Origin of the sequence: Enterovirga sp. (assembly GCF_035325185.1) — a bacterium.
In the GTDB taxonomy this organism is placed as follows: Bacteria; Pseudomonadota; Alphaproteobacteria; order Rhizobiales; family Beijerinckiaceae; genus Enterovirga.
Genome location: NZ_DAOLAJ010000047.1, coordinates 17,568 through 29,082, shown reverse-complemented (window position 1 = coordinate 29,082; position 11,515 = coordinate 17,568). Strand labels below are relative to the sequence as shown.

The 11,515-nt window shown below is 68.3% G+C and carries 11 protein-coding genes and 1 tRNA gene; 2 read left to right on the top strand and 10 right to left on the bottom strand.

Annotation, left to right across the window (positions count from 1 at the left end; all coding sequences use genetic code 11):
* The 6 genes from PKD06_RS11135 to PKD06_RS11110 all read right to left on the bottom strand — a co-directional run bounded on the left by PKD06_RS11135 (position 1) and on the right by PKD06_RS11110 (position 5,633).
* Positions 1-75 (bottom strand) — tRNA-Gly (locus PKD06_RS11135).
* 114 nt (positions 76-189) lie between these two features.
* Complete coding sequence (locus tag PKD06_RS11130) at positions 190-1,086, bottom strand: carbohydrate ABC transporter permease (RefSeq protein WP_324380244.1); 897 nt, start codon at positions 1,084-1,086, stop codon at positions 190-192.
* Entirely contained in the window at positions 1,086-1,934 is an 849-nt protein-coding gene (locus PKD06_RS11125; RefSeq protein ID WP_324380247.1) for a sugar ABC transporter permease, read from the bottom strand. The genes PKD06_RS11130 and PKD06_RS11125 overlap by 1 nt, the downstream gene beginning before the upstream one ends.
* Positions 1,935-2,109: 175 nt before the next feature.
* Positions 2,110-3,414, bottom strand: coding sequence for an ABC transporter substrate-binding protein (locus PKD06_RS11120; protein ID WP_324380243.1), 1,305 nt, complete (start codon positions 3,412-3,414; stop codon positions 2,110-2,112).
* 49 nt (positions 3,415-3,463) lie between these two features.
* On the bottom strand, positions 3,464-4,519 hold the full coding sequence (gene ugpC / locus PKD06_RS11115; protein ID WP_324380242.1) for a sn-glycerol-3-phosphate ABC transporter ATP-binding protein UgpC: 1,056 nt from the start codon (positions 4,517-4,519) through the stop codon (positions 3,464-3,466).
* A 112-nt stretch (positions 4,520-4,631) separates the two neighbouring features.
* Complete coding sequence (locus PKD06_RS11110) at positions 4,632-5,633, bottom strand: hypothetical protein (protein ID WP_324380241.1); 1,002 nt, start codon at positions 5,631-5,633, stop codon at positions 4,632-4,634.
* Positions 5,634-5,794: 161 nt separating this feature from the next.
* On the opposite strand from PKD06_RS11110, the gene PKD06_RS11105 reads away from it, so the two are divergent.
* Positions 5,795-6,733: a DMT family transporter gene (locus PKD06_RS11105; protein WP_324380240.1), complete on the top strand. Its 939-nt coding sequence runs from the start codon at positions 5,795-5,797 to the stop codon at positions 6,731-6,733.
* 30 nt (positions 6,734-6,763) lie between these two features.
* Positions 6,764-7,543: a molybdopterin-synthase adenylyltransferase MoeB gene (gene moeB, locus PKD06_RS11100; RefSeq protein ID WP_324380239.1), complete on the top strand. Its 780-nt coding sequence runs from the start codon at positions 6,764-6,766 to the stop codon at positions 7,541-7,543.
* An 11-nt stretch (positions 7,544-7,554) separates the two neighbouring features.
* Here the strand turns inward: moeB and PKD06_RS11095 are convergent, their stop codons facing one another.
* Genes PKD06_RS11095 through PKD06_RS11080 form a run of 4 tightly spaced genes read right to left on the bottom strand, consistent with a single transcriptional unit; the run spans position 7,555 to position 11,459 of the window.
* A complete protein-coding gene (locus PKD06_RS11095) occupies positions 7,555-7,824 on the bottom strand; it encodes a hypothetical protein (protein ID WP_324380238.1) in 270 nt (89 codons plus the stop codon).
* A complete protein-coding gene (locus tag PKD06_RS11090) occupies positions 7,817-8,704 on the bottom strand; it encodes a DUF1186 domain-containing protein (RefSeq protein ID WP_324380237.1) in 888 nt (295 codons plus the stop codon). Before PKD06_RS11090 ends, PKD06_RS11095 begins: the two co-directional genes overlap by 8 nt.
* Positions 8,701-11,124 (bottom strand): phenylalanine--tRNA ligase subunit beta, encoded by a 2,424-nt coding sequence (gene pheT, locus PKD06_RS11085; protein WP_324380236.1) that lies wholly within the window; start codon positions 11,122-11,124, stop codon positions 8,701-8,703. The genes PKD06_RS11090 and pheT overlap by 4 nt, the downstream gene beginning before the upstream one ends.
* The gene (locus PKD06_RS11080) at positions 11,121-11,459 is read right to left on the bottom strand and encodes a DUF559 domain-containing protein (protein WP_324380235.1); all 339 of its coding nucleotides are present in this window, start codon (positions 11,457-11,459) and stop codon (positions 11,121-11,123) included. Before PKD06_RS11080 ends, pheT begins: the two co-directional genes overlap by 4 nt.
* Positions 11,460-11,515 lie beyond the last annotated feature (56 nt).

Genomic DNA, 11,515 nt, shown 5'->3' with positions numbered 1-11,515 from the left:
TGGAGCGGGCGAAGGGATTCGAACCCTCGACCCCAACCTTGGCAAGGTTGTGCTCTACCCCTGAGCTACACCCGCATCCATGCCGTCGCTTCGGCAGCGACGACGCCGTTCCTTTGCCCCAAGCCGGCGCTCATTTCAAGGGCCTGACACAAGATCGGGTAAAAAAGCGCCTTGCCCGCTGCCGCGCCCTCACTCCTTCACTGCGCCGGTCATCGACGAGACGTAGTAGTCGACGAAGAACGAATACAGGATCACTACCGGCAGAGAGCCCAGAAGGGCGCCGGCCATCAGTGCTCCCCATTCATAGACGTCCCCGCGCACAAGCTCGGTCAGGACGCCGACCGGGACCGTCTTGTTCTCCGAGGACCCGATCAGCGTCAGCGCATAGATGAACTCGTTCCACGAGAGCGTGAAGGCGAAGATGCCTGCCGAGATCAGACCCGGAACGGCCAGCGGCAGCATGATCTTGACCAGGATCTCCCAGCGCGAGGCACCGTCCACCAGGGCACATTCCTCCAGCTCGTAGGGAATCGAGCGGAAATAACCCATCAGAAGCCATGTGCAGAAGGGCACGAGGAAGGTCGGATAGGTCAGGATCAGCGCCATCTTGCTGTCGTAGATCCCGAGTCGGATCGTCATATAGGCCAGCGGGATGAACAGGATCGAGGGCGGGACGAGATAGGCGAGGAAGATCAGAAGCCCCGTGACCCGGGAGCCGTTGAAGCGCACGCGCTCGATTGCATAGGCGGCAAGCACCGCGCAGAAGAGCGACAGGATCGTCGAGCCGAGCGCGACGAGCAGCGTATTCCACAGCCAGCCCGGATAGGACGTCTCCGTCAGCAGGTATTTGACGTGCTGCAGGGTCGGCGACGTGGGCCAGAACGGGCTGTAGTCGTTGAAATTGGTCATCTCGGCATTCGGCTTCAGCGTCGTCACCGCCATCCAATAGAAGGGAAACAGCAGCACGAAGACGAAGACCGCGAGTGGCAGGTAGATGACCAGGATCCGCCGCGGCAGGCGGTTCAGATAGGTCATTCCCTCACGGTCGTCCACGAGATCCGCGTCACGGGAGGAGGTGGCGGCCATCAGTCGGCTCCCCCCTGCTGCCATTTGCGGCGCTGAAGGCCGAAATAGGAGAACAGGATCGCGGCGAGAAGGAAGGGCACCATCGCGACCGCGATCGCCGCGCCCTCTCCGAGCTGCCCGGACGAGAAGCGCTGGAAGCTGAGAGTCGCCATGAGATGGGTCGCGTTGAGAGGGCCGCCGCGGGTCAGCACCCAGATGAGCTGGAAATCGGTGAAGGTGAAGAGCACCGAGAAGGTCATCACCACGGCGATGATCGGCGTCAGCAGCGGCAGCGTGATGAAGCGGAACCGCTCCCAGGAGGTGGCGCCGTCGAGCGTCGCCGCTTCCTGAAGGGACGGCGAGATGGTCTGCAATCCTGCCAGCAGCGTGATGGCCACGAAGGGAATGCCGCGCCAGACATTGGCCGCGATCACCGACAGGCGCGCATTGGTGGGATCGCCGAGGAAGTTGATGGGCGAGGAGATCAGCCCGATCTTGATGAGGACCCAGGAGATGATCGAGAACTGGCTGTCGAAGATCCACCAGAAGGCCAGCGCCGAGAGCACCGTCGGCACGACCCAGGGCAGCAGCACCACCGCGCGGAAGAACGACTTGAACGGCAGGTTCTCGTTCAGGATCAGGGCCAGCCACAGGCCGAGCCCGAATTTCGCGATCGAGGCCGCGATGGTGTAGAGCAGCGTGTTGAAGACCGAGAGCCAGAAGATGGGATCGCCCGAGAGCGACTGGTAGTTCTCGAACCCGATGAACTCGCCCGGGCGGTTCAGCCGCGCATCCGTGAAGCCGAGCCAGACGCCGAGGCCCAGCGGATAGGTCAGGAAGAAAAGAAGGATCGCTGCCGCCGGCACCATGAAGGCGAAGCCGAGGAAGGCGCGGCTATGGCCGAGATCCTGCCAAAGAGACCTTTTGGCCGGGGCCGAGGTCAGGGCTGATGGAGCCATGGTCTGGTCGTTCGTCCCGGTTCCCGTTGCTCGTCCTCCCCGAGGGGAGGGGGTGGCGGGCGCCTCGCCGCGCCCGCCGGTCGTCTCAGGTGTTGCGATAGGCGCGCACGGCGCGCTGCTCGGCGCGCTTGGCCGCGTCCTCCGGCGTGCGCTGGCCGGTCGCGGCCTCCGCCACCATGTCCACCATGATGTAATCCGCCATGGCCGCGGCCGAGCCCGGCCCGAGCGGCCCCGCATAGCCGTTCGGACGCAGGGTCTCGGACGCCGTCTTGTAGGCCAGGTGGTTCGGGGAGGACGTCCAGATGGGATTGTCGATGAAGCTCTTCAGGGCCGGGCAGCAATAGGCCGAGGAATTCGTGATCCAGGAATCCATCTGCGGCTTCTCGAACATGAATTGCAGATAGGCCTTCGCCGCGTTGGGGAACTTGGTGTGCTTGAAGATGATGCATTCGGTCGTCTGGTGGAGCTCGACCGACTTGCCGATGGGACCGACCGGAAGCTTGATGGTCTTGATGTCCTCGGCGAGGGCGGCCAGGTTCGGATCGTTCTTCGCGGAGTAATAGAGCGAGACGCCGTTCGCCGTGACCGAGATGTCGCCGGCCAGGAAAGCCCGGTTGTTGTTGATGTCCAGCCACGATTCGGTGCCCGGAATGAACTGCTGGTAAAGCTCGCGCGCATATTTCAGCCCGGCGATGGTCTCGGCCGAATTGATGGTGACCTTGCCCTTCTCGTCCACCATCTTGCCGCCGTGGCTCCAGACGATCCAATGGGCATAGTTGTTGCCGTCGCCGACGGCCTTGCCATGGGCGAAGCCCATCGGCTTCGACTTGGCCTTCAGCGCCTTGGCAAGTTCGAGGAAGCCCTTGGTCTCGCTGGGGAACTCGGAGAAGCCGGCGGCCTTCACCATCGATTCGCGATAGCAGATCGCATTGCCGATCGTCGCGAGCGGCAGGGCGATGAACTTGTCGCCGAGCCGGCCGTAGGATTCGAGCCCCGGGAACCAGCCGCCATATCTCTTGCCGAGATCGTTGGCGACGTCCGTCACCTCGAGCAGCTTGTCAGGGTACTGGAAGGGATCGTCGAACCAGACGAGCATGACGTCGGGACCCGAGCCCGCGGTCGCTGCCGTCGCCGCCTTCGGCCGGATGTCCTCCCAGCTCTCCTTGTCGATGCGCACGGCGACGCCGGTGGCCTCGGTGAATTTCTTGGTATTGGCGATCCAGGATTCCTCGTCGCCCTTCACGAAGGGCGCCCAGCGCAACACGCGCAGGCTCGCGCCCGCTTCCGGCTTGTAGCTCGGGGCCTGGGCGAGGCCGGGCTGCGCTCCGAGCAGCGGCAGGGTTCCGGCGACAAGGCCGGTCGCGAGCAGATCGCGCCGATTGAAGCTCATCAAGTCTCTCCTGTCATGTGGTCCGAGCGCGGCTGCCTCCCGCGGAATCTCAGATCCTCTGCCCCGTCGCCTGGTCGAAAAGGTGAAGGACGCTCTGGTCCGGCTGGACGTGGATGGTCTCGCCGGGCTTGGGCAGCACCCGCTCGCGGAAGACGCAGAGCATTTCCTGCGTGCCCGCCTTGACCGAGAGCAGGGTCTCCGAGCCGGTCGGCTCGACGACGACGACCTTGACCGGAATGCCTTCCGCGGCGGGCTGGAAGTGCTCGGGCCGGATGCCGAGGATCAGCGCCTTTCCGTCCTGGCCGGACGGGCGCCGGGACAGCGGCACCGTGAATCCGCCATCGGCCACGAACTCGTTTCCGCTGCCGAGCTTGCCGGGAATGAAGTTCATCGCCGGCGAGCCGATGAAGCCCGCCACGAAGAGATTGGCCGGATTGTCGTAGAGATCGAGCGGCGCGCCGATCTGCTCGACATTGCCGTCATGCATGACCACGATCCGGTCAGCCATCGTCATGGCCTCGATCTGGTCGTGCGTCACGTAGACGGTCGTCGTCTTCAGGCGCTGGTGCAGTTCCTTGATCTCGGTGCGCATCGCGACGCGCAGCTTCGCGTCGAGATTCGAGAGCGGCTCGTCGAACAGGAAGACCTGCGGATCGCGGACGATGGCGCGCCCCATGGCGACGCGCTGGCGCTGGCCGCCCGAAAGCTGGCGCGGATAGCGGTCGAGCATCTTGCCGAGGCCCAGGATGCCGGCCGCCTGGCTCACGCGCTTGTCAATTTCCTCCGCGGGCGCCTTCCTGAGCTTCAGCGAGAAGGCCATGTTGTCGCGCACCGTCATATGCGGATAGAGCGCGTAGTTCTGGAACACCATGGCGATGTCCCGCTCCTTGGGCGGGACGTCGTTGACGACGCGGTTGCCGATCTTGATCTCCCCGCCCGAGATGTTCTCGAGCCCGGCGATCATGCGCAGCAGCGTCGATTTCCCGCAGCCCGACGGCCCGACCAGGATGACGAACTCGCCGTCCCTGATATCGACCGAGACCCCGTGCAGGATCTTCGTCGAGCCATAGGCTTTCCGAACGTCGTTGATGGTAACGGACGCCATCGTTCCTCCCGGAGCCCAGGCCGATCTACCGCCGGCCTTGTCCTCCATCCGTAGCACGCGCAGCCGTCCCGGCAATAGGCCGAAGGATCGAGGCCGCCCGCGAAGGCGCCGGCTACCGGGGAGCGATGGAGGCGGCGAGGGCCTCGACCCGCGGGACGATCTTGTCCCGGTCGAGAGAGCTCGCGATCGCGACGATTCGGATGTAGCCGGTCTTGTCGAAACGCATCAGTTGCAGCGTGCTCACCGCTTCCTGGCTGGCCCGATAGGTTCCACGTCCCTCGATCCGGCTCCAGCTCGCGCCGTCCTTGTCGGTCATCGACCGGGAGGCTACCGACACGTCGCTGACGCCGGCGATCGAGGAGAATGCCCGTTCCGCGAGCGCCTCGCGCTCGGCCTTGTCGTGCGCTCCGACCGCGCCGACCGCGCTGGCGACGATCACGACCGGCTGCGAGGCGTCCGGGATGGCGTCCCGCGGACCTTCGGTCAGAAGCAATCCCGAGCCCGAGATCACCCGGACGAGCCGGAACCCCGCCCGGTTGCCGATCCTGAACGGCAGGGAGGAAACCTGCTCCTCCAGGCTGGGGGGCGCCTTGAGCGAGATCGTCTTCAGGGCGCCTTCCACGGCGGCGTCCGGGAGGGCGGCGCTCTTCGCGTCGGGCACCTGGACGGTGATCATCACGGTGTTGGCGGGGCCCTTGGCGAGCAGCACCCATTTGCGGAACACCGTCCCATAGGCCGTCTGCCGCCCACGGATCAGCCGCCCGCCCTCGCCGCCGGCCACCTTCCAGTCGATCGCGGGGCCCGCGGCCTGCAAGCCGCTCGAGGCCAGCCCCTCCGGGGTGAAGGTCGCGAGAATCGCCGGATAGGCTTCGGCCGGCAATTCCCCGACCAGGATCGAGGCGCCCGTCTCGGGGCTCTCGAAGCCCGAAAAGGTCTTGGACGGGCGCATCCCCTTGGGGGGCGCGAGGCCGATCCCGGTCCCTGCCACATGGGATACCCCCTGGGCGAAAGCGGGAGGGGCGCAGAGAGCGGGCGCCGCGACGCACAGGGAGGCCGTCAGGAGGCCGGCCCGCAGGGCGCGGGCGGGGCGGGAAAGAGCGAGGCTGGACAGCATGGCGCAGGCGCATAGCCGAAAAACGAGGCGCCGTCGCGGCCCTGATTGTCTCAACCGTCTTCGGTCTGCGTCCCGCAGGGGACTGGCCGCCATGCGCCGCGCTCCCTACCCGAATCATCCCGCGCTGCTATGGAGCCGCCTCCTCCTGAACCGGCGATGCCGTGCCCGTCCCCACTCTTCACCCGCAGCCGCCGATCCATGCCCCGGCGCCGCTCGACCGGCCGCTCGGCGGAATCCTCATCGTCATCTGCGCCGGCTTCGTCTTCGGGATCTCCGACGCGACCGCGAAATACCTGACTCCCACCATCCCGGTCATCGAGATCGCCTGGATGCGCTGGCTCGGCTTCCTGGCGATCGTCTCGCCCATCATCGCCTATAGCCGGGGCGAGATCCTGCGCTCGCGGCGGCCGGTCCTTCAGACGGCCCGCGCCTTTTGCCTGCTCTTCTCGAGCCTGCTCTTCATCCTCGGCCTCTCCGCACTCCCCCTCGCCTCGGCGACGACCCTCAACTTCGTCTCGCCGATGCTCGTCACGGCGCTGTCGATTCCGCTCCTCGGCGAGCAGGTGGGGCTCAGGCGCTGGGCGGCGATCGGGGTCGGGCTGGTCGGGGTGCTGATCGTGGTCCGGCCCGGCACCGGCACCTTCGGCCCGGCGGCGCTCTTTCCGATGCTCTCGGCGGCGAGCTGGGCCATGGGCGTGGTCCTCACGCGCAAGCTCGCCGGCATCGACCGCGCCTGGACGGCCATGTGCTACGCGGCCATCGTCGGATTCGCCGCGCTCAGCGTCGCGGTGGCGCCCGTCTTCGTCGTGCCGACCTGGCGCGAGGCTGGGCTCGGAATGCTCGTCGCCATCGCCGCGACCGCCGGGCAATATCTCACCGTCCTCGCCTTCCAGCGCGCGCCGGCCTCGCTCCTCGCCCCCTTCAGCTACGTCCAGCTCATCTGGTCGACCTTCTTCGGCTACCTGATCTTCGGCAACCTGCCCGATCATTGGACCTGGGCCGGGGCGACGGTGATCATCGGGAGCGGCCTCTATACCGCCCATCGCGAGCGCGTCCGCCTGAAGCAGGAGCGCGCGAGCCGCGGCAGCGGACGCGCTTGAACCGCAGGCCCCTCCATGTGACTGAGGGGCATGGCCCTCTCCCCCGAAGAGATCGAACGCTATGCCCGCCACATCGTGCTGCGCGACGTCGGCGGACCCGGCCAGGCGAAGCTCGGCGCGGCGCGAGTGCTCGTCATCGGCGCGGGCGGCCTCGGCTCGCCGCTGCTCCAGTATCTCGCCGCGGCCGGGATCGGCACCCTCGGCATCCTCGATGACGACACGGTCTCGCTGTCGAACCTCCAGCGGCAGGTCCTGCACGGGACGCCCGACCTGCGCCGCCCCAAGGTCGAGAGCGCGCGGGACGCCGTCCGGCGGCTGAATCCCCATGTCGCGGTCGCGGCCCATCCGATGCGACTGACGCAGGAAAACGCGCGCGAGATCGTCGTCGGCTATGATGTCGTGGCCGATGGGTCGGACAATTTCGAGACCCGCTACGCCGTCTCCGATGCCTGCTTCCACGAAGGAAGGCCCCTCGTGACCGCGGCGCTCGGGCAGTTCGACGCCTCCCTCACCACCATCCGGGCGCACGAGAGAGGCCCGGACGGGCGTCCCAATCCCACCTATCGCTGCCTTTTCCCCGACCGTCCGCCGCCCGGCTCCGTCCCGACCTGCGCCGAGGCCGGCATCCTCGGCGCGCTGGCCGGGATCATGGGCGCGATGATGGCGCTCGAGGTGATCCGGGAGATCGTGGGCTTCGGCGAGGGGCTGGTCGGGCGCCTGCTGATGGTCGATGCGCTCTCGATGCGTTTCGAGACCCTGCGCTACGGCTGGGACGAGACGAACCCGCTGAGCGGGATGGGAGCCCCCTGACCGCGGCCGCCCTACTGCACCGTCTCGCCGCCGTCCCGCGCCCGGATCGCGTGCTGGAGGGCCTCCTCGCAGGCATCGCCGATCTCGACCAGCATGCCGATGGGAATCGGAATATCGACGCGCTGGTGCTCGATCGTCTCGAAGCGCAGGACCGCAAGGCTCTCGCCGAGCCCGATATCCTTCAGATCCGTGCAGATCGGGAGCTGGAACGGGCCGGGACCCTGGAGCGGAATCTCGATCGGCTCCGGGCCGCGCGGGCGCTCGTCCTTCTCGTCAGTCATTGCCGGCCTCCAGGCAGCATTTCTTGAACTTCTTGCCCGAGCCGCAGGGGCACGGATCGTTGCGGCCCACGGTCCGGTTCGGGTTGCGAGCCGGCTCCGAAGCCTCCTCGCCCTCCGGGTCGTCGAGGGCTTCGGCAAGCTCGCCCACCACGTCCTCGACATGGCCGAAGCCCTGGTCGTGGAAGCGCTCCGGGTTCTCGGGCGAGGCTTCCGCCTCCGCCATCGTCAGCGCGAACCATTCCGGGTCGTCGTCCTCCAGGAGCCGCGCATCCCGGCGCGCCGCCTCGACCAGCGGCAGGAGGTCGGAGAAGCCGAGAAGCGCGATCGCCTGCTCCCAGCCGGTCCAGGCGGCATCGCCCGCGCGGGCGGGACGCTCACGGTCGAACCTCGCCAGGAAGTCATGGGCCCGCCCGCGCGGAATGCGCCCCTCGAAGACGAGATAGGCATAGGCGCCGAACAGGCTCCAGCGGACGAACTCGTCCGCCTTCGGATCGAGGATCGCCTCTTCCAGCGCATCGGCATCGCCGTCGAAGGTGCTGGCGGCGAGCCTCGGCAGGGTCGCCGGGACGGCATCCCCCAGAAGCCGCGCTACCGCCTCCTCGTCGCGCCGCGCGATCCGCAGCAGCGGGCCGAAAAGACGCTCGTCGCGGCCATGGGCGAGCACATGGATGCCCCAGAACAGGAGGTTTGCCTCCCGCTCGTCGAGTTCCTCCCCCGCAGCCGCCCGCCCGGCGACCGAGAGGACGGCCGGGGCGATCCGGCCGGGCTGGAGCGTCGCCTCCTCCAGCGCCTCGACCGGCAGGTCGCGCGCACGCGACAGGGCCTCGACGAGCCGGGCGCGCCCGGCGGGGCCCGCGGGGATGTCGTCCGGCCCGCTCATGCGCGGAGCACCGCGCCGGCACGCTTGGCGGCGGCCTCGACGATCTTCTTCGACACGGCTTCGATCTCCTGGTCCGTGAGCGTCTTCCCGCGGGGCTGGAGCGTGACTTCGATGGCGACCGACTTCCGGCCCTCGCCGACGCCCGGCCCTTCGTACAGGTCGAAAACGCTCGTGGCCGCAATGAGGTTGCGGTCGACATTGCCCACCGCCCGCACGAGGTCGCCGGCCGGCACCTTGCGGTCGAGCACGAAGGCGAAGTCGCGCCGCACGGGCTGGAGATCCGAGAGGACGAGCTTCGGCTTCATCCTGGTCGGCCGCTCCTTCGGCGGCGGCAGGGCGTCGAGCGTGATCTCGAAGACGACGGCCGAGCCCTTGAGGTCGAGCTTCGCCATTACGGCCGGATGCACCTCGCCGAAATGGCCGACGATCGTCTTCGGCCCGAAGGACAAGGTTCCCGAGCGACCCGGATGGAGCCAGCCGGGGCCGCCGGCCGTCACCATCAACCCGGCCATGGGCAGGCCGAGGCCTGCAAGCAGCGCCTCGGCGTCCGCCTTCGCGTCGAAGGCGTCCACGGCGCGTGTCGTGCCGTCCCAGTGGCGGCCGGCACCGCCCTGGCGCGCGGTCCCGCGGCGCAGGCCCGACGCCCGCATCGTCTGGCCCTCCGGCTCGTCGCTCGCGAAGCACTGGCCGACCTCGAACAGGGCGACATCGGCAAAGCCGCGATCCGCATTGCGCCCGGCCGCCTTGAGCAGGCCCGGCAGGAGGCTCGGGCGCATGTCGGACAGGTCGGAGGCGATGGGGTTGGCCAGTTGCAGCGTCTCCGCCCCGCCCCCGAACAGTTCCGCCTCCTCATGTGCGATGAAGGACCAGGTGACCGCCTCGACCATGCCGCGCGCGGCCAGCTCGCGCCTCGCAGCGAAGGTCCGGCGCTGGAGCACGGTGAGGACCGGCCTGATCACGCCGCCGTCGAGCCGCGCCAGCGGCTGCGCCGCGACCCGGTCGAGCCCGGCAATGCGGATGACCTCCTCGACGAGGTCGGCCTTGCCCTCGATATCCGGGCGCCAGGAGGGCGCCACGACCTGCGCCCGCTCGCCGGAGCCGGAGACCGCGAAGCCGAGCTTCTCCAGGATCGCCTCGGCCTCGGCGCGCGGCAGGTCGAGGCCGGATAGGCGCTTCACCTCGGCCCAGGGGAAATCGATCGCGCCTCCGGGACCGGGGATCGCCCCCGCGAAAGCGATCTTGGAGGGCTCGCCGCCGCACAGGTCGAGGACGAGGCGCGTCGCGAGATCGAGACCCGGCAGCGTGAAGGCGGGATCGACGCCGCGCTCGAAGCGGTAGCGGGCATCGGTGATGATGCCGAGCCGCCGCCCCGTCTGGGCGATGTTGAGCGGGTGCCAGAGCGCGGATTCGATGAGGACGTCCGTCGTCCCCTCGTCACAGCCCGAATGCTCGCCGCCCATGACGCCGGCGATGGATTCCGGGCCGTTCTCGTCGGCGATGACGACGATCTCGGGATCGAGCTTGTAGGTCCGGCCGTCGAGGGCGAGGATCTCCTCTCCCTCGCGCGCCCGGCGCACGGCGAGCCCGCCCCGCACCTTGGCCGCGTCGAAGACGTGCAGCGGCCGCCCCCGGTCGAAGGTGAGGAGGTTCGTGATGTCGACGAGCCGGTTGATCGGCCGAAGGCCGATCGACACGAGGCGGCGCTGGAGCCATTCGGGCGAGGGGCCGTTCGTCACGCCCCGCACGAAACGCAGCGCGAAGGCCGGGCACAGATGCCGGTCGTTCTCGGCGAAATCGAGCGCCAGCGGCACGGGGCAGGGATAGGAGCCCCGGACGGGCTCGGCAGGGTCGGGCTTCAGCGTGCCGATTCCCGCCGCGGCGAGGTCGCGCGCGATGCCGCGGACGGAGGTGCAGTCGGGCCGGTTCGGCGTCAGGTTGATCTCGATGAGCGGATCGCCGAGCCCGGCCCATTCGGCATAGGGCCGCCCGACCGGCGCATCTGCCGGCAGCTCGATGATGCCGTCGTGATCGTCCGACACTTCGAGTTCCGCGCCTGAGCACAGCATGCCGGCGCTCTCGACGCCGCGCACCTGGACCACGGCGAGGGTGATGTTCTTGCCGGGCACATAGGTGCCCGGCGGCGCGAAGACGCCCTTCATGCCGGCCCGCGCATTCGGCGCACCGCAAACCACCTGGATCGGCCCGCCCGCGCCGAGATCGACGCGGCAGACGCGGAGGCGATCCGCATTGGGATGCTGCTCGGCGGAGATCACGGAGGCGATCACGTAGGGGGCGAGCGCCTTCGCCTTGTCCTCGACGCGTTCCACCTCGAGCCCGATCCGCGTCAGCGCGTCGGTGATCTCGTCGAGGGTGGCGGAGGTGTCGAGGTGCTCTTTGAGCCAGGAGAGGGTGAATTTCATGAGTGTCGTTCGATCGCGGCGTAGATGGTGTCGAGCACGCTCGCATGCTCGTGAAGGACCTGGCCGTTCCAGAAGCGCAGGACCCGGTAGCCTTCCGAGGCGAACCAGGCATCGCGAGCCGCGTCCCTGGCGAGGCCGTCGTCGAAGCCGTGCTGCGCGCCGTCGATCTCGACGACGAGCCGCGCGGCGTGGCAGATGAAATCGGCGATGTAGGGTCCTATCGGCGCCTGACGGCGGAAGCCGAGCGCCGCGAAGCGATGCGCGCGCAGGCTGTGCCAGAGGCGGCGCTCGGCCGGCGTCAGGTCACGCCGCAGGCGGCGCGCATGGTTGCGCATCCGCGTCGACGTCGCGCCCCCCCTCTCCAGCTCTCCCCCACAAGGGGGGAGAGGGC

Coding starts and splice junctions, on each gene's coding strand:
- ugpC (WP_324380242.1), bottom strand. CDS start 4,519: ATGGCGTCCGTTACCATCAACGACGTTCGGAAAGCCTATGGCTCGACG.
- PKD06_RS11110 (WP_324380241.1), bottom strand. CDS start 5,633: ATGCTGTCCAGCCTCGCTCTTTCCCGCCCCGCCCGCGCCCTGCGGGCC.
- PKD06_RS11130 (WP_324380244.1), bottom strand. CDS start 1,086: ATGGCCGCCACCTCCTCCCGTGACGCGGATCTCGTGGACGACCGTGAG.
- PKD06_RS11095 (WP_324380238.1), bottom strand. CDS start 7,824: ATGACTGACGAGAAGGACGAGCGCCCGCGCGGCCCGGAGCCGATCGAG.
- PKD06_RS11120 (WP_324380243.1), bottom strand. CDS start 3,414: ATGAGCTTCAATCGGCGCGATCTGCTCGCGACCGGCCTTGTCGCCGGA.
- pheT (WP_324380236.1), bottom strand. CDS start 11,124: ATGAAATTCACCCTCTCCTGGCTCAAAGAGCACCTCGACACCTCCGCC.
- PKD06_RS11090 (WP_324380237.1), bottom strand. CDS start 8,704: ATGAGCGGGCCGGACGACATCCCCGCGGGCCCCGCCGGGCGCGCCCGG.
- PKD06_RS11080 (WP_324380235.1), bottom strand. CDS start 11,459: ATGCGCAACCATGCGCGCCGCCTGCGGCGTGACCTGACGCCGGCCGAG.
- PKD06_RS11125 (WP_324380247.1), bottom strand. CDS start 1,934: ATGGTGCCGGCGGCAGCGATCCTTCTTTTCTTCCTGACCTATCCGCTG.
- moeB (WP_324380239.1), top strand. CDS start 6,764: ATGGCCCTCTCCCCCGAAGAGATCGAACGCTATGCCCGCCACATCGTG.